The sequence below is a fragment of the Streptomyces sp. NPDC041200 genome (genome assembly GCF_055591805.1).
Window position 1 is genome coordinate 42,123 of record NZ_JBVIZF010000038.1, and the last position, 16,905, is coordinate 59,027.

13 protein-coding genes and 1 pseudogene are annotated in these 16,905 nt (G+C 68.4%); 5 read left to right on the forward strand and 9 right to left on the reverse strand.

Features of this window, described 5'->3' with window-relative positions; genetic code table 11:
• Positions 1-7: 7 nt before the first annotated feature.
• Entirely contained in the window at positions 8-1,462 is a 1,455-nt protein-coding gene (locus ACZ6CL_RS37640) for a DHA2 family efflux MFS transporter permease subunit (protein WP_468944708.1), read from the forward strand.
• Between the two features lie 86 nt (positions 1,463-1,548).
• On the opposite strand, the gene ACZ6CL_RS37645 is transcribed toward ACZ6CL_RS37640, so the two are convergent.
• From ACZ6CL_RS37645 to ACZ6CL_RS37665, 5 genes and pseudogenes are all read right to left on the reverse strand, one after another.
• Positions 1,549-2,163 carry a TetR/AcrR family transcriptional regulator gene (locus ACZ6CL_RS37645; protein WP_468944710.1) on the reverse strand — a complete coding sequence of 205 codons (615 nt, stop codon included), beginning with the start codon at positions 2,161-2,163 and terminating at the stop codon, positions 1,549-1,551.
• A 186-nt stretch (positions 2,164-2,349) separates the two neighbouring features.
• Positions 2,350-2,808, reverse strand: a complete 459-nt coding sequence (locus tag ACZ6CL_RS37650) for a VOC family protein (protein ID WP_468944712.1) — start codon at positions 2,806-2,808, stop codon at positions 2,350-2,352.
• Between the two features lie 76 nt (positions 2,809-2,884).
• Positions 2,885-3,786, reverse strand: a protein-coding gene (locus tag ACZ6CL_RS37655; RefSeq protein WP_468944730.1) for an IS5 family transposase whose coding sequence is annotated in 2 segments (ribosomal slippage) — positions 2,885-3,396 and positions 3,396-3,786 — 903 coding nt in all. Because the reading frame shifts where the segments join, the coding sequence is not laid out codon by codon here.
• A gap of 1,130 nt (positions 3,787-4,916) precedes the next feature.
• Positions 4,917-5,450 (reverse strand): annotated as a pseudogene (locus tag ACZ6CL_RS37660) (class I SAM-dependent methyltransferase); the annotation flags it as partial.
• 543 nt (positions 5,451-5,993) lie between these two features.
• Positions 5,994-7,022 (reverse strand): AraC family transcriptional regulator, encoded by a 1,029-nt coding sequence (locus ACZ6CL_RS37665; protein WP_468944713.1) that lies wholly within the window; start codon positions 7,020-7,022, stop codon positions 5,994-5,996.
• An 82-nt stretch (positions 7,023-7,104) separates the two neighbouring features.
• Here ACZ6CL_RS37665 and ACZ6CL_RS37670 point away from each other — a divergent pair, with 82 nt between their 5' ends.
• Complete coding sequence (locus ACZ6CL_RS37670) at positions 7,105-7,941, forward strand: NAD(P)H-binding protein (protein ID WP_307049218.1); 837 nt, start codon at positions 7,105-7,107, stop codon at positions 7,939-7,941.
• 184 nt (positions 7,942-8,125) lie between these two features.
• Complete coding sequence (locus tag ACZ6CL_RS37675) at positions 8,126-8,554, forward strand: pyridoxamine 5'-phosphate oxidase family protein (protein WP_104780104.1); 429 nt, start codon at positions 8,126-8,128, stop codon at positions 8,552-8,554.
• A gap of 245 nt (positions 8,555-8,799) precedes the next feature.
• Here the strand turns inward: ACZ6CL_RS37675 and ACZ6CL_RS37680 are convergent, their stop codons facing one another.
• Entirely contained in the window at positions 8,800-9,207 is a 408-nt protein-coding gene (locus tag ACZ6CL_RS37680) for a VOC family protein (protein WP_468944716.1), read from the reverse strand.
• A 678-nt stretch (positions 9,208-9,885) separates the two neighbouring features.
• Between ACZ6CL_RS37680 and ACZ6CL_RS37685 the strand changes: the two genes are divergently transcribed.
• On the forward strand, positions 9,886-10,506 hold the full coding sequence (locus tag ACZ6CL_RS37685; protein ID WP_468944717.1) for a TetR/AcrR family transcriptional regulator: 621 nt from the start codon (positions 9,886-9,888) through the stop codon (positions 10,504-10,506).
• An 824-nt stretch (positions 10,507-11,330) separates the two neighbouring features.
• Here ACZ6CL_RS37685 and ACZ6CL_RS37690 read toward each other — a convergent pair.
• Together ACZ6CL_RS37690 and ACZ6CL_RS37695 are read right to left on the reverse strand one after the other, a co-directional pair.
• The gene (locus ACZ6CL_RS37690) at positions 11,331-11,618 is read right to left on the reverse strand and encodes a YiaA/YiaB family inner membrane protein (RefSeq protein ID WP_468944720.1); all 288 of its coding nucleotides are present in this window, start codon (positions 11,616-11,618) and stop codon (positions 11,331-11,333) included.
• A 245-nt stretch (positions 11,619-11,863) separates the two neighbouring features.
• Positions 11,864-15,205 (reverse strand): nSTAND1 domain-containing NTPase, encoded by a 3,342-nt coding sequence (locus ACZ6CL_RS37695; RefSeq protein WP_468944722.1) that lies wholly within the window; start codon positions 15,203-15,205, stop codon positions 11,864-11,866.
• 252 nt (positions 15,206-15,457) lie between these two features.
• Here ACZ6CL_RS37695 and ACZ6CL_RS37700 point away from each other — a divergent pair, with 252 nt between their 5' ends.
• On the forward strand, positions 15,458-15,853 hold the full coding sequence (locus tag ACZ6CL_RS37700) for a hypothetical protein (RefSeq protein WP_468944724.1): 396 nt from the start codon (positions 15,458-15,460) through the stop codon (positions 15,851-15,853).
• Between the two features lie 234 nt (positions 15,854-16,087).
• On the opposite strand, the gene ACZ6CL_RS37705 is transcribed toward ACZ6CL_RS37700, so the two are convergent.
• The coding region (locus ACZ6CL_RS37705; protein WP_468944727.1) for a tetratricopeptide repeat protein at positions 16,088-16,905 on the reverse strand (818 nt) is incomplete at its 5' end.

The following is a 16,905-nucleotide window of genomic DNA, read 5'->3' on the forward strand; positions in this document are numbered from 1 at the left end:
ACAGCCCATGGCACAGACAACGGCCGGTGACCCCCCAGCGGCAGGCAACGAACAACACCTCCCCCCGGAGTTACTCAAGATCGCGGGAGTCGTCCTGCTCGGCATGCTGCTGATGCAGCTCGACGGAACCATGGTCAGCATCGCCCTGGACAAACTCGTCAGGGAACTGTCCGTCCCCGTCTCCACCGTGCAATGGGTGGTAACCGCCTACCTGCTCGCCCTGATGGCCGGCATGCCCATCGCCGGATGGGCCGCGGACCGGTTCGGCACCCGGACCATGTGGAACTTCTCCCTCATCAGCTTCCTCGCCGGATCACTGCTGTGCGGCCTGTCCAACTCCGTATGGACACTCATCGCCGCACGCATCGTGCAAGGACTCGGCGGCGGCATGATGGCCCCCGTCGGCCAGGCCATGCTCATCCGCGCCGGCGGCGTCGAACGCCGCGCCCGACTGGTCTCCCTCATGGCCGTCCCCTCCGTCATCGGCCCCACACTCGGCCCCGTCCTCGGCGGCATCATCGTCGACCACCTCAGCTGGCGATGGATGTTCTTCATCAACCTCCCCCTCGGAGCCCTCACCTTCCTCCTCGCCGGACGGGCCATGCCCAACATCAAAGCCCACACCGGCACCAAACTCGACATCACCGGCGTCGCACTCCTCGTCCCCGGACTCGTCGCCATCGTCTACGGCCTCTCCCAAGCCACCACCACCGGATTCGGCACCACCCACGTCATCGCCGCCCTAACCACCGGAGCGGCCATGGTCACCGCCTTCACACTCCACGCCGCACGCCCCAACACCGACGCCCTCGTCCCCCTGACCCTCTTCAAATACCGCGGCTTCGCCACCTCCAGCGCCCTACTCCTCCTCCTCGGCCTCACCATGGGAGCCGGATTCATCGACCCCCTCTTCCTCCAACAAGTCCACTCCAACACCGCACTCGACGCCGGACTCCTCCTCGTACCCGCCGGCATCGGCTCCGCACTCGCCTCCCTCACCATCGGAAAAACCTTCAACCGCATCGGCCCCCTACGCACCGGCACAGCCGGACTCACCTGCGCCATCACCGGCCGCCTCATCTTCACCCAATTCAACCCCCACACCCCCAACCTCACCATCATCACCGCCATGCTCATCACCGGCATCGGCTTCGGCATGATGATCCTCTCCATGACCACCGCCCTCTACATCGGCCTCCCACCCGAACAACTCACCAAAGCAACCAGCGGATCACGCATCTTCCAACAAATCGGCCTCTCCGCCGGCACAGCCATCACCAGCGTCATCCTCCAACTCCAACTCACCAAACAACACCACACCACCCCCACACCCGACACACTCACCCCCGCCTACAACCACACCTTCTGGTGGACCACAGCCATCCTCACCCTCGCCATCATCCCAACCACCCTCCTCCCCAAACACATACACAACACACCCCCACCAAACACCAAAACATAACCCCCAAAAAACAACCCACCAAACCCCCCAGGATGACCGCCTGCCAGTAGAACACCGCACCAGACAAGGCAACGAAATGAAAAGCCTTACACGCGATCGACCCCGGAAGGCTCAGCAAAAACAACACACCCCAAAGCCTCGCGCAGCACTTCAGCGAAAGACAAAGAACCAGCACCAGCAAGCCAACGCCGGCCGGCCACACGCACAGCCCCAACAACAGAGGCAGCCACAACAGCCGGCCACACCTGCCTCACATCAACACCACAACGCTCAGCAATCGCCGCAGCCAAAGACTCCTCAGCCATACCGAACGCCTTCAACACCTCACCCTGCAAGGCCGGAGTGGACATAATCATGGCCATCCCGGCCCGATCGGGTTCAGGGTCGGCAAAGACATCAACCACCGCCGCGGCGATCGCCTCGTCGAGTGCCTCACCCGCGGGCCTGCACCACAGAGCCCCACCAAGGCGACGAGCTCGATCCCCCTGGAAGACGCAGATCGCTTCCTCTCGGCTGGAGAAATAGTTGTTATACGTCCTGGGCGCAACCCCGGCAGCCTCGGCAATGTCACGCACCCGCACCGAAGCCAATCCGTCAGGGCCCTTCTCCAGCGCCAGACGCAGAGCCGCTGCGCCGATCGCCTCACGTGTGGCCTGCTTGTTGCGGGCCCGCATGTCACGAGGTTCGTACTCGATCACCACTGGTTCAGGGGACCGGCCGGAGCACGCCCGCCAGTCCCGCCCCCTTCCTGCCTCCGATGCCTGCGCGTTGGTTCCGCCACGACGAGCACCCGCTCTCCCGTCGGCCACCCTCAGGAACTGGATACGCCACGCGCACTATATGCGCGCCGCGCATCTCTTGCTAGGGCCTGTCCGGCGGATCATCGTTCAGAGGACGAGTTCCCCGGCTCGGCGGGCCACCTCGTCCGGCGTGAGGTCCTCCAGATGGGTGAGGAAGACCCAGACGTGACCATAGGGGTCCTTCAATATGGCCGTGCGGTCGCCATGGAACTGATCGGTCGGTGGTTGCAGGAGTTCCGCACCAGCCGCGGTGGCTTGTTGCGCCAGCGCATCGACGTCATCGACGAAGACGTGCAGGCCCACAGTGGTGCCGCCGATGGCCGTCGGTGCGCTGAAGAGTGGCCCCTCGGCGTCGCCCAGCATGACGGTGGAACCGTGAATCGTGACTTCGGCGTGCACGATGCGTCCGTCGGGGCCGCCGAGGCGGAACAGCTCGGTGGCACCGAATGCTCGGGTGTAGAAGTCGATCGCGTTCGCGGCGCCATCGACCATGATGTGGGCGACGACAGCGTTGCGGTAGGTCTCGGGAGTGGCGTTCGTGGTCATGGAGACTGCCTCCTTGGGGGCTCTTGCCTATGACCATGAACGTAGAAGCTGAACCATACTTGAGGTCAAGTGTGGTTCAATTGGCGGGCGATGAGGGAGCTGTGCGAAGCCACAGCCTGATCGCTGCGACAGTGATGGTGCCGTGGAAGATGTAGGCGCGTTTGTCGTATCTCGTGGCCACGGCTCGGGAGTTCTTGAGGGCGTTGATCGTTCTCTCGACTTCGTTCCTCCTTTTGTAGATCGTCTTGTCGAAGCCGGTGGGCCGGCCGCCCCTGCTGCCTCGGCTTTGGCGGTTGGCGCGCTGGTTCTTCGGCTCGGGGATGGTGTGCTTGATCTGGCGTCGCCGCAGGTAGCGGCGGTTACGGCGGGACGAATACGCCTTGTCCCCACCGACATGGTCGGGCCGAGTACGCGAGCGTCCGCCATCGAGACGGCCCACTCGGATGCGGTCCACGACGGGGGTGAACTGCGGGGCGTCGCCCCACTGGCCCGGTGTGATCAGCAAGGCCAGGGGGCGGCGTCCGCCTTCCCCGGCGAGATGGATCTTGCAGGTCAGGCCGCCCCGAGAGCGCCCGAGTCCCTCATCGGGGCGGTGCTGCCGGGGCGTTGTTCTTTTCCCGACACCCGCGGGCGTCTCTTGCGGGCTCCGGCGGCGTGCTGGTGGGCCCGGCAGGAGGTGGAGTCCACACTCACCATCGACCAGTCGATGCGACCCTCGGCGTCGGCGTCCGCCAGGACGGCCGCGAAGAGCCTGTCCCAGGTGCCGTCCGCCGACCAGCGTCGGTGCCTCTCGTACACGGTCTTCCACTTGCCGAAACGCGCAGGCAGATCCCGCCACGGCACACCGGTGCGGTTCCGGTACAGGATCCCGTTGATGATCCTGCGATGGCTCGCCCAACGACCGCCCCGCTTGCCGGACTTCGGCAGATGTGGCCTCAACCGGACCCATTCATCGTTCGACAGATCTCCCCGCCCCATGGACATGCCAACGAGCCGACCCCAGAACGGTCACATGATCCGCCGGACAGCCCCTAGTGTCCTACCTTTCACACCAGTTCGGACCACTGGAGCATGTCCTGGTCACCGGAGCACAGCCGCAGTGCCTGGACGGCAAACAAGGAGGCCCAGCAGTTGAGATGGAGATCCTCCGTGTACGGCCGGTAGCGGACCGCGGCCACGGGCCCCTGCCATCGCAGGGAGTCCAGCAGGGTAGCTGTCGCCTTCTCCATGCCCGGTCCGGGGAGTTTGTGCAGTGCGGCGAGCCGCACCGCCTGGGCCAGGACGTCGGACTGCTGGACCGTGCGGGCATCGTGATCGTGGATGGGTACGAAGCCTGGGAAGCCGCCTCCGGGCAGGCGCTGCCGCCATATCCACTCGGTGATACGGCGTGACAGGCTCAAGGATGCCTCGTCGGCGTGGTAGGCGCCCCAGATCCACATCCCTTCCGCGGCGTAGCACAGCGCGTGCAGGCTGGTCTGGTTGCCACTGCGGCAGCCGTCCGTCAGGGTTCCTACGGCCTTCTCTCCTCTGTTGAGTGCGTTCCCGACTATGCGCTCGGCGGCCGTTCGTGCCGCGGTGAAGCCGAGAGCGTCGGCGGAGAGCAGGGCCTGTACGCACTTGAGCAGATGTGCGTGCCCGTTGGTGGACCAGGAGGCTGTGAGCGGTACGTCTGCGGTCCCCGGTATGACGCATGGCAGGGAGCCGTCGTGTCGCGCCTCAGTGACCAGTACCTCCGCGTTGCGGAGTCCGGCGGCGACGGCGGCGGCATCGCCGGTCGCGAGGCCGTATCTCATCAGCCCGTGGGCGGCCATCGCGAGGTCGAAGGTGTAGACCGCTCGTCCGGTCTTCTCCGGACGAGCTGAAAAATCACCGGCCTCGGTGCGAGCTTTGAGCCAGGCACATGCCGCTGCCGCCCGCGCAGCGTGGGCGCCGTCCAGCGGCGTTTGTGCCAGGAATCCCAGGACGTAGCCGGTGATCTCCGGGTACGTCGGCGACAGTTTCCCGTCCTGCAGGTCCCGCCATCCGCAGTAGGCACCCGAGGGGCTTTGGGTGCCGCCTTCACGTAACCACCGCGAGATTGCCTCAGCCGCTTCTTGTGGGGTGGTGTGCCACATCGCCCGCATCACCGCGCTGTACGGCGTGCCGGGCGCCCGGTCGCTCGTCAGGTCGACCGCGTCGCTGAGCACCAGCACGCCGCCGGGCACGACGAGTTCGGCGAGTTGCCTGATCAGGCGGTCGTGCTCGGGCAGGTGCATCAGTACGAAGCGCGCGTGGACGAGCCGGAACTGGTCGGGGACGAAGTCCGGGGCGGTGATGTCGGCCTCCAGCACATCGAGCCCAGGCACGGGCCGCGCGCTGAGAAAACGTACGTCGCGGTCCACAGCGAGCACGCTCGCCACTCCAGCCTCGTCCAGCAGCCGGCGGGAGACCGTGCCCGTGCCGGCACCCACGTCGAGGCAGCGCCACCCCGGGCCGAACCCGAGTGCCCGCAGCCGCGCCATGGTGATGTCGTCGTAGGCGAGGGCGCCGAAGTCGATGCGCTCGCCCTCGCCTGCCTGTTCCGGACGGAATACGGCCTCGCCGTAGCGGCCGCCGCCCGGCGCGTCCCAGCCCGGCGCGTCCCCGCGCGGAGCGCCGGTCACGTCGCGCTCGGCGTGACGCCGAGGGTGTCGTCCTTGATGACTTCCAGCGCCCGGTCGGCGAGGAACCGGAACAGCGGATCGTCGAACGGTCTCATGGGCGGACCTCTTCACGCGGTGGGGCGGTGTCGGGCGGCCCTAACCGAGATCGCCGCCCCACCGATGCTCCACCGGCGGCAGCCCGCCCGGCCAAGGCGCGCAGTGCCTGAGCCGATTGGACCTTGGGGTGTGGCACATGAAGCAGCCGAGTTGGCGAGTGGTGCCAACTCGGCTGAGCAGCCACGTATCAGTAGCTGCGGGCCTCGATCCATTCGTCGTTCTGCTCGGCCAGTACCGTGCCGACCGGCCGGATCACGGCGGGCCGGTCACTGCGGGCAGTGGTGCGGGCGGTGTCATCCCCATGGCGGCTCCCGCGACAGCCCGCCAAAGCCCCGCAAGCCGCTGTGTCAGATGCTCGGGCTACGGCTTCCCCGCCGCCCATCGGCGGCGGCCCTGAACTGATCCCGGTTCCGTGGAGTTCCTGATACCAGGTCTACGGTCCTGGCATCAGGACCGCACACGAACGCCGGGAGGAGGAGCGGGGACGACGGGCAGTTCGGTGCCCGGAGGCCGCAGGGGCGGGACGGTCGGCCGCTCGGGAACGACCGTACCGGTGCGCCGGAACCGGCTCGGGCTGACGCCTCGGATCCGTTTGAACGCTGCGCTGAACGCGAACGCGTCGGAGTAGCCCACGGTGCGGCCGATCTCCGCGACGGTCGCCGCCTCACGTTCGGCCAGCAGGTCCGCCGCGAGCGTCATGCGCCGGGGGGGGGGGGAGGTCAGTGGCGGTTCCCCGACCAGGTCGGCGAACCGCTTCGCCAACGTGGAACGTGACACTCCGGTCCGGTCGGCCAGCGAGGACACCGTCCACGGGGCCGCTGGTTCGGCGTGCAGCAGGCGCAGCGCGTCGCCGACCACCGGGTCCCGCTGGGCGGCGTACCAGGCGGGCGGCTCGCCGCCGGGCCGGTCGAAGTACTCGCGCAGCGCGCACACCAGCATCCAGTCCAGCAGCCGGTCGAGGACCACCTGCTGGCCCGGGGTGTCGGTGGCGACCTCGGCGGCGAGGTGGTCGAGTACGGCGTCGGTCCCGCCGCCGGATACGACGTGCAGCACGACGGGCAGCCCGTCCAGCAGCCTGCGGCTGATCTCGCCGCGTACCGGGTAGGCGCCGACGATCAGCGTCGTCGCGCCGTCGCCGGCGTCGCCGTCGCAGTCGTTCCAGCCGAGCCGGTGCCGGGTCCCGCCCTGCTCGGGCGTCGCGCAGTGCTCGCCGCACGCGATCGGTTCGGCCCGGGTGCCGACCTCGTCGACGAAGGTGAACGGTGCGGGGCCCCGCACGATGACCGTCTCGCCGGCGCGGAGCTGTTCGGGCGGGCGGTGCTCCGGCACGATCCAGCCCGCCCCGCCGAGGACGGTACACAACGTCAGCGGCGCGCCGTCCACGAAGTGCAACGCCCAGGGCGGGGACAGGATCGAGTTGCCGAACAACGAGCCCTGGGCCCGCATCCCGCGGAAGAGGTCACCGAACGCGTCCACCCCACCGAGGTTAGACGATCACACATGCGATCCGGCTTTTCACCTATGTATTCGTCCGAGCAGACGCCGTTGAATCGCTGCCATGAGCAACGACACCACCCTCGTCCTCGGCGCCACCGGCAAGACCGGCCGACGGGTCGCCGCCCGGTTGCGGCTGCGCGGCACGCAGGTGCGCGCCGCCTCCCGATCCAGCCGGACCCGCTTCGACTGGTCCGACCCCGACGGCTGGGATTCGGCCCTGCAGGGCATCACCTCCGCCTACGTGGTACCCCCGCCCGTGCCCGGACCGGTACACGAGTTCGTGGCGCGGGCCGAGGCCGCCGGCGTGCAGCGCCTTGTCCTGCTCTCCGGGCACGGCGCCGACGCCTGGGGCGACTCCACGTTCGGCCTGGACATGCGCTCGGCCGAAGACGCCGTGCGCGGCTCGGCACTGGAGTGGACCGTCCTGCGGCCGTCGAACTTCAACCAGAACTTCGACGAGGACCTCTTCCACGCCCCGCTGGTCGCCGGCGAACTGGCGCTCCCGGCCGGTGCTGTCCCCGAGCCGTTCATCGACCTGGAGGACGTCGCCGACGCCGCGGCCGCGGTGCTGGCCGAGCCCGGCCGGCACGCCGGGCGGATCTACGAGCTGACCGGGCCGCGCGCGCTGACCTTCGAGGAGGCCGTCGAGCTGATCTCCCGGGCGTCCGGACTGCCCATGACCTACAAGCGGCTTTCCCCCGCCGAGTACACCGCGGCGCTGGTCGCGGAGGGGTGGGGCGAGGACGACGCGCACCACGTCGCCGAGATGTTCGTGTTGATGGAGCGCGGGGTGATTGCCGAAACGACGGACGGTATCGCCACCGTGTTGGGGCGAGCGCCCCGAAACTTCGAGGACTACGTGGTGCGGGCCGCGGCAGCGGGAGCCTGGCGGCCATGACCTCTCGGGCGGCCGTCCAGCGGCTGCGCCGGACTCCGGCGGTGGGGGTGTTGCGCGCCGGGGTGGTCTCCCAACGGTTGCCGCCGCGCATCCGGTCCGCGCTGTCAGCCCGCCGTGATCGCGGTGAGCGAACGGAGCGAAACCTCCATCCACCGTCACGCCAGCATCTTCTGAAAGGACCGCAATGAGCACCGCCACCAGCCGGCTGACCGCCGAGGACCTCGAGTTCCTCGGACGCCCCCTGCACGGGTTCCTGTCCGTGGCCGGGGGAACGCAGCCGCCACAGCCCCGGCCAGTGTGGTTCGAGGCCACCGCAGAGGGGACGATCCAGTTCTTCACGGAGCCGGGCTCGCTGAAGGTGCGGCGCCTGCACCGCGACCCCCGCGCCTCGATCGTTGTCGCAGCCCCGGTAGGTGAGCGTGAGCGCTGGGTGTCCGTCGTCGGCCGCACCACGATGGCGGCCGACGGAGCGCACGACCTGTGTTCCCGCCTCGCCGCTCGCTACTGGGACCTCGACGACCAGGCCCGGGCCCACGACCTCGCCATGATGCTGGCCGCTGACCCACTCCGCGTCGTCATCCACCCGGAGACCGTGCACCGCTACGGGCACTGACCTCCAGCCTCAGCTCGCGCCACCGGTACGTCGGACTGCGCAGAGATAGTTGCCAGCGTGCCCAGCGTGCCCTGGTTTCCGCGTACTCTCCGGTGCGCGGCCGGGCCGGTACGCTTGAACGTGGCCAGTCGTCAGGCCACGTTGGTGTCCCGGCCGGTGGCCCTGAGGCAGTTCTTCAGACGGTAGGCCGAGGCAGTCGGTCACGATGTGCCGCTTCCGCCCGTTGCATGCGCGTCCGGGTCAGCTCAGCTCTGGACAGCCGACGGGTCCATCCACACCACTTCCCAGGTGTGACCATCGGGGTCCTGGAAGGACCGGCCGTACATGAAGCCGTGGTCCTGGGGCTCTCCGGCGGGCGCGCCGCCCGCAGCCAGCGCCTTGTCCACCAGCTCGTCGACCTCCGCGCGGCTCGCCGCACTCAGACACAGAAGCACCTCCGAGGTCTTGGTGGAGTCCGCGATCTCCTTGTTGGTGAAGTCCTGGTAGCGCTGTCTGGTGAGCAGCATGGCGACGATCGTCTCGCTGATGACCACGCATGCGCAGTCATCCGTCGTGAACTGCGGGTTGATCGAGTAGCCGAGCTCGGTGAAGAACTTCTTCGAGGTCTCCAGGTCGTTCGTCGCGAGGTTTACGAAGATCATCTGCTGGTACACGGGCCGTCTCCTTCGTCTGTGGCCTTCACAGGGATGGACCGCGTTGTCCCACGGAACTCATCGCTCGCCGAAAGGAATCTTCGAGAGGCTCTCAGGCACGTGACGGCGGCGGCGCACGGGAGACGTGGCCCGGCCGGGACCCTCACCGAGACGTGAGGCGGGGGCCGCCTCGCTGCTCCGCCTTCTCGACGGCCCCGGCACCGCACAGGACCACGGCGTCGCATCGCATTCGAAGCGGCACCCGAGCAAGGTCCCGGATCGCGCGGCGGTTCATCGCCACCACGACTACGGTGAGCAGCCCGACGTACGACGAGGCCTAGATCCGGTCAGGGATGTGCGTGCCAGGGTGAGTGGGTTGGCCAGTGTGCTCACCATGTGCATCGTGCCCGGCGCGCCGCATGGAGGGCACGGTCATGACGCTGCCCCCTACGCGAGGAAGGCGGCGACCACGCCGCTGGGGGCGCCGAAGACGGCCGACAGCGGCCGAGGTCCCGCCCGAGCGCGCCGTCACGGCGTCGCTTCCGCCTCCACCAGCGCTACGCGTGGCTGGCGACCCGCTTCCACAGAGAGACGGCCTTCCTCGACTGGTCCGAGGAGTGGCGGGTCGAGGTCTAGGGCCGACGTATCCGTCCTCTCCTTCGAAGCGCGGCGCGGCGCGCCGCCATAGGGTTGGATGCCATGACCGAAGAGATCCGCCCAGCCGCCCGGCGTGGCCCCTACGCCAAGAGCGCGCGGCGCCGAGCCGCGATCATCAGCTCCGCCACATCCGTCTTCTCCGCGCGCGGCTATCGAGGCGGGTCGCTGCGGGAGATCGCGAAACAACTCGATCTCAGCCTGACCAGCGTCGTGCACCACTTCTCCAGCAAGAGCGCGCTCCTCGTGGCCGTCCTTGAGAACGCCGACTCCGCGAGCGTCGAATCCTTCCGGTCGGACACCCGGACGGAGGGCGTGGCGTACGCTGTGCTGCGGTACGTTCGTCGCAATCTTGAGCGGCCGGAGATGCTGCGGTTGCTGGCCCTCATGGCTGCCGAATCCTCAGCTTCGGACCATCCCGCGCACCAGTGGTTCCGTCACAGGTACGAGAGGGTCATCGCTGCCCTCGCGATCGCCATCCGGCGGGACCGGGACGAAGGCCGCATCTCCAACAGCAGGGACCCCCAGGCGATCGCGGGATCCCTTGTCGCCCTGTGGGACGGCCTCCAGCTCCAGTGGCTCATCGACCCGCGCCTCGACCTCGCCGCCGGGATGACAGCCGCGATGGAAGATCTCCTGGGCACCCAACTCCCCCACAACGCTTAGGGTTTCGGATCACCGTGCGTCCCGCAGGGCCGGGTACGGGGAGTGCCAGTGAGCCTCCGGCCTCGTCGGTCTGGGGCGGCAGGGCGGTGAAACCCCAGCTCATGCAGCAAGCGCCCGTGCCACCGCGCGCGCGGGTGCGGGTGCCACTCGGATACGTACCGGCACGACCGGCGAACGGGCGGGCCATACGCGGTACGTGGTCTTGGCCGGATCCACCAGGGGGTCGCCGAGAGTGGTCCGCCCTTCGGAGTACAGCCTGTCGCATTCGGGGGTGGGGAGGGCGACATAGCAACCTCCCCTCTTGGTGGCGGAGTCGTACGGCTGCCAGTAGCCGTACCGGCGTCGTCCACTTGCGTGCACGGTGAGAAACACCGGAGTGCGGGAGTCGGACACGACGCGGAGAACGCCGGCGCCTGCAACGTCGGACGGGGCCTCGGAACGGGAGCGGGGCTGGTAGAGGGCGGGGGACATCACGATCGCCTTTCCGAGGGGCCTGGACTCAAGATCAACTACCCAATTAAAGCAGTGTTCCGATCTCAGGTACATAACTTCCGTTCGAGCAACGGAGCTTGGGCAAGACTGCCCCGCACCGGCCCGGTGGCACGGGCCCGGGGCACGGGGCAGTCCACGGATCGTCGCACCCCGCTTCAGCGGCATCACCGTAGGGTCCAGCCTATGGACTGGTTGGGGCCGGGTGAGCACGCTGATGGGTGCGGGGATCGGCGTCGGAGCGATCCTTCTCGCCGACCGGCTTCGCCGGCGCCGTGACCGACGCGCCTACACGGCCAACCAGGTCTGACCCGCTCAGGCCCTCCCGGACGTGTTCACAGCTTTTCGAAGGGGTCGTGCTCGGCGAGAAGCTTTTCCACCCGGGCCTGATCGACCCGGCTGACGAGCTGCCCGGCCTCCTGCCGATCCCGGATCACCTTGGCCAGGGTGAAGGCCGACGTCACCAGGTAGAGCACGGCGATGGCCAGGAAGCCGCGCACCCAGGCGTCGGCATTCAGCCGGAAGATGCCGATGGCGGTGGCCGCCATGGCGATGGAGAAGGAGGCGACCGCCTGACCGTAGAACGCGGTCGTGCTCTGGTGCTTGACCGGTGTCTCACTCATGGGCAAAGGATCGGCGGTCGCGATCGGCTCCTCATCCGCTCGGATACTCAGGTACGTACTCAGATTGGGCGCCTGGCTGCTCGGCGGCGAACCGGACTTCTTGGCTGTGGTGCGGCCTGGTTTCCATCGGGCGATGGTGTCGTCGTTCGCGTAGACCTGGCCCCGGGTGTGGACCCCGCGGCGTCACCGGGTCTCTCGCACTGGCCTCCGTACGGCATGAGCCGGTGGCTCGACCGCGCCGCGTTTCATGCTCGGCACACGGGACTGGAGGGTTGGCCCGCAAGATAGAGCGACCGTTCACTTCGGGTGAAGGATCTATGGACCGCTTGGCAAACCTTCCTGATGGAGGAGGCCGGGTCGGGGAGAGAAGCGTCCCACAACCGGGGCTTCCCGTCCTCCCCGCCACTGGCCAGAGTGTTGCCATCCGGGCTGAACGCCACCGACCACACGATATCGGTGTGCCCGGTCAAGGTGGCGCGTAGCTCTCCGGTGGCCACGTCCCACAACTCGATCTTCCCGTCTTCCCCGCCGCTGGCCAACGTACGGCTGTTGGGGCTGAATGCTGCCGACCTCACGATGTCGGTGTGTGCGGTGAGGGTGGTGCGCAGGTTTTCGGTGGCCACGTCCCACAAGCGGATCTTCTCATCCTCCCCATTGGCTACCAGGGTGCGGCCATCGGGGCTGAACGCCACCGACTCCAGGAAGTCGGTGGGCCCGCTGAGGGTGGTACGCAGCTTTCCGGTGGCCACGTCCCACAAGCGGATCTTTCCGTTCACTCCACCGCCGGCCAGAGTGTGGCCGTCCGGGCTGAACGCCAGCGACCGCACGATTTCGCTGTGCCTGGTCAGGGTGGACCGTAGCCTGCGGGTGGTCACATCCCACAGGCGTACCGTCTTGTCGCTGCTGGCGCTCGCCAGGGTGTGGCCGTCTGGGCTGAACGCTACCGAGCGCACGAAGCGGCTGTGTCCGGTCAGGCTGGACCGCAGTCGACCCGTAGTCGGCTCCCACAACCGGATTTCCCCGTCATCCCCGCTGCTTGCCAGAAACCGGCCATCCGGGCTGAACGCCACCGGCCCCACGAAGTCGGTGGGTCTGGTGAGAGTGGTTCTCAGCTTTCGGGTGGCCACGTCCCGCAATTGGATTTTCTTCTCTCCGCTGATGGCCAGAGCGCGGCCATCCGGACTGAACGCCACCGACCGCACGGCACCGGCGTGGCCGGCCGGGGTGGAGCGCACCCTTCCGGTGGCCACATCCCACACCCGGGCCTTCGCATCTTCCCCGCCGCTGGCCAGAGTGCGACCGTCCGAACTGAACGCCACCGACCACACGGGAGCGGTGTGGCCGGTCAGGGTGGAGCGCACCCTCCCGGTGGCCACATCCCACACCCGGACCTTGTCATCCGCCCCGCCGCTGGCCAGAGTGCGACCGTCCGAACTGAACGCCACCGAAGTCACGGCATCAGCGTGTCCAGCCAGGGCGGGCCGTAGCCTGCCGGTGGCCACATTCCACAGGCGTACGGTCTTGTCGGTGCCGCCACTGGCCAGGGTACGGCCGTCCGGGCTGAACGCGACCGCTCGCACGGCGCCGGTGTGGCCGGTCAGGGTGGAGCGCAACCTTCCGGTGGCCACATCCCACACCCGCGACGTCTTGTCGGCACTCCCGCTCGCCAAGCTCCGACCATCCGGACTGAGCGCCACCGACCACACAACATCAGTGTGGCCGGTCAGACGGTGCTGGAGGGGAAGAGCTGCCGCGGCGAAAAGACTGGCGGTAGCCTCCTTTGTCGGGCTGGTTCGATACGCCTGGACCGCCAAGAGCGAGGCCAGGTCAGGGTTGGTGCGCCGAAGCCCGGCCGACTGTGCGGCCAACTGGCGAGAGTGCGCGATGTGCTGGGCGCTGAGGGCTTGGTGGCGCTGCTGTTCGCTGACCCGGTATTGCTGCCAGGCAGCCAGTCCGGCGGTCAGGGCGAGGACGAGCAGGATCGACAAGGCAGTGGTGAATTGGCGTAGGCGCCGGGTCGTGCGGGCGGCTGCTTGTTCTTCGTGGTGGCGGGCGGTGGAGCTGCGCGCGAGGAAGTCCTGTTCCAGTGTGGTGAGGTCGCTGTTGGTGTGGGCTGTGGTGAAGACTTCCTCGACGGTGGCGAGTCGGGTGCCGCGGTACAGCGCACCAGGATCCCGGCCGAGGTCATTCCAGGTCCGGGCGGCTTCGGTGAGCTGGCGATGAAGGCGCAGGCGTTCGCGGGATTCGTCGATCCATTCCCTCAGCCGTGGCCAGGCGGCGATAAGAGCTTCGTGCGCGAGGTGCACCGCGGGGCCGTCGAGCGTAACCAGGCGTGCCTTCACCAGGTGCTCCAGCACTTCAGCGGTAGCGGAGGACCTCTCGGTCTCCAGCTCGCTGACGGGCGCGGGCCGCCGGGTGTCCTGGGCGCCTTCGCCTGGAGTGATCAGGCGCAGCAGGATCCGGCGGGCGCTGGCGGCTTGGCAGGGTGCCAGGCGGGTGTAGAGATCTTCAGCTGTTTGAGCGATAGCACCGTGAACACCGCCGGCAGCATCGTAGAGGCTGAGGGTGAGGGCGCGGCCTTTGCGGCGGTGCCACGTCTCCAGGAGGGCGTGGGACATCAGTGGCAGGGCGCCGGGTTCGCCGTCGACCTCGTCGATGATTCGGGCAGTCAGGGTGCGTTCGACGATGAGGCCTGCGGCCTGGGCGGGTCGGACGATGGCCGCGCGGAGTTCGTCGCGGTTCATGGGCGGGACCAGGAGGGTGGCGTCGCGCAGCGCGTCAGCGAGCGGCCGGTGGCCGGCCAGGTGTCCGAAGAAGTCAGCACGAACCGCGATGACGATCCGCAGCCTGCTAGCCGGGGCAGCGGCGCTCAGGAGGCGGTCGATGAACCGGGCGCGTTCGGCCGGGTCGGTGCACAGGGTGTAGAGCTCCTCCATCTGATCCACTACCAGCCACGTGTCTCCCTTTTCGCCCTCTTTCGGGGTGAGCCGCTGGTCGTGCCTGTGCAGAGGCTGCCCGCCGGGCGTGATGACGCGCAGGGCGGACGGGCGTATGTCCGGGTCGTCGGTGGTGCGCAAGCGGGGGATGAGGCCGGCGCGCAGCAGAGAGGATTTGCCGCTGCCGGAGGCACCGACGATCGCGGTGATCCGGTGGCGGCCGGTCAGGTGCAGCAGGTCCTCGATGAGCTGGTCACGGCCGAAGAACAAGGCCGCGTCGCCCGGCTCGAAGCGGGCCAGCCCCCGGTACGGAGGTTCGGCGTCGTCCTCAGCGCGCGGTTCGGCGGCCTCTTCCGCTGCCACTTGGCGCCAGCGTTCTTCCCATTCCTCCGGGTCGCCGCCGCAGGCCTGCACGTAAGCCAGGACGACCGGGAGAGTCGGTAAACGCTCACCCGCAGCCGCCCGGGAAAGCGTGCTCGCTCCCTGACCGGTGCGCCGCGCCATCGCCCGATAGGTAGGCCCCCCGGCCTCCGCCCGCAGTCTGCGTAAACCGTATGCGAATTCTTGTAACGGGCCTTTGCCCGGATCCAGCGGACGCTCAGGACGCCCCGGCACTCCCGCCCCCTCCCCCGCGCCCGATCGACAGGGCACGGACCGACCGCCAAGCTACGCACACTCCGTGGTGACGGCAACCACCGCCTTTGTGATCGACGGGGCGCGACAAGCCCGGCTGACCGGCGGGGCGGCCTTTGTTGCGAGTGGTGGAAGGGGGGTGCTCATCAATGGCACACACGGTGGACTCAAGGGCATGCCAGGCAGCCAGCCGCAGCGGTCGGCCCACCTGGCATGCACGGGGGCGAGGCCTTACAACAAGGCGCCTCGCAACATCGTCAAGGAGGACACATGAAGGCAGCGCGCTCACGCGTCGCATCATTCACTCTGACCGCCGTATTGCTCGGAGCAGGGATGGCCGCCGCGACCACAGTCTCGGCACGGGCCGACGCTCCGAGGAGCGACGCCAAGATCCAGTCCTGCTACGGCAGCGCCAAGAGCTTCAGCACGACAAACAAGGTGTGGCCCGCCTATCCGAACTGGACCTATACGACGAGCGCTTGCGCCGACATCAACATCAAGCCTGCTGCTACCGTGAGCGTGCAGACCTGCTGGAAGGACCATTCCTGCAACAGCCCACGGACGATCAAGGCCGGTCAGTGGGGGACCACGGCCACCGGTGTGGCTGACGGCAGCAAGTTCTACCTCAAGTTCGACCGCAACGTCAGCGGGAAGATCGCCTTCTGACGAGCGCCTGAGGGCGAAACGATCACCGCGAGCCAGAGTGAGGGCGGGGACCGGGAGCAGCGGGCCGTGATCGGCATGCGGTGGTCGTGACCAGACGGATCGAGTGCGGGGCCGGGCAGAGCATTCCTGCCCGGCCCCGCTGTCGTAGCCGTGCCCGCGCTTCACAAGCCCCGCGGGAGACATGTGCTGGCCGCCCCGGAAACGGCCGCTGCTCCGGCATTGCGGTGACAGGTCTCAGGCACGGGGCGTGGGAAGTGCGGCCACGGCCCATTTGGCTCGCGTGGACAGTCCGGCGAGTGCCTTCGCCGAGTTCTTGCCGATCGTGTCCAGCAGGTGCCTGCCGTGCGCCATCGTCGCACGCGCGAGTTCCGCGTCACCTGCCCCGACCGCGGCCAGTGTCAGTTCCAGGTGCTGCTCGGTGATCAATCGGCCGAGTCCCCGGCGGCGCCATTGCCGCACCGTCGCGTCTGACGTCGTGCCGTCGGCACCGACCGCGGCCCGTGCCCGTTCCAGCGCCCGCCCCGCTGCCGCGAGGTCACCCTTGCAGCGCTCCAGACGGGCCAGGACGTACGCCTCGCAGGCCCGGTCCCACGCCGTGTCCTGAAGCGAGAGGAGGAAGAACTGGGCGCGGGCCGCCTGCGGGTAGTCGCCGATGCGCTCCAGCGTGCGGCTCAGTTCCCGCAGCCGGTCCGCGTCCGGGCCCGTGTCGTCCAGCATGCGGATGAGCGCGACCCGGGCGTTCTCGACGCGACCCTGCCGGTGGGCCAGCTCGATCCAGGTGAACTCGCTCTCTGCTGCCAGATCCCGTCCGTACCGCCTCGCCTCCTCGGCGCGGGCCCACTCCACCGCCCCGGCTCTGCCGGTGACCTGCCCGCACGTGGCCGACCGCAGCAGCGCCACGTCCATGTCCTGCCCATGCGCGGCCACCAGCGTCGCGGCCAGCCGCCGCTCCTCGAACCGCTCGGCGGGTGCGGCATTCTCGTGCTCCAGCAGGAAACGCAGGTGCGGCAGGTCACCGTCACGGCGGTCGAACTGCGCCGCGCGCAGCACCC

Bases quoted from the DNA above. Each gene is read 5' to 3' on its own strand.
- ACZ6CL_RS37640 (WP_468944708.1), top strand. From the start codon at position 8: ATGGCACAGACAACGGCCGGTGACCCCCCAGCGGCAGGCAACGAACAA.
- ACZ6CL_RS37650 (WP_468944712.1), bottom strand. From the start codon at position 2,808: ATGACCACGAACGCCACTCCCGAGACCTACCGCAACGCTGTCGTCGCC.
- ACZ6CL_RS37670 (WP_307049218.1), top strand. From the start codon at position 7,105: ATGAGCAACGACACCACCCTCGTCCTCGGCGCCACCGGCAAGACCGGC.
- ACZ6CL_RS37675 (WP_104780104.1), top strand. From the start codon at position 8,126: ATGAGCACCGCCACCAGCCGGCTGACCGCCGAGGACCTCGAGTTCCTC.
- ACZ6CL_RS37685 (WP_468944717.1), top strand. From the start codon at position 9,886: ATGACCGAAGAGATCCGCCCAGCCGCCCGGCGTGGCCCCTACGCCAAG.
- ACZ6CL_RS37690 (WP_468944720.1), bottom strand. From the start codon at position 11,618: ATGAGTGAGACACCGGTCAAGCACCAGAGCACGACCGCGTTCTACGGT.
- ACZ6CL_RS37700 (WP_468944724.1), top strand. From the start codon at position 15,458: ATGAAGGCAGCGCGCTCACGCGTCGCATCATTCACTCTGACCGCCGTA.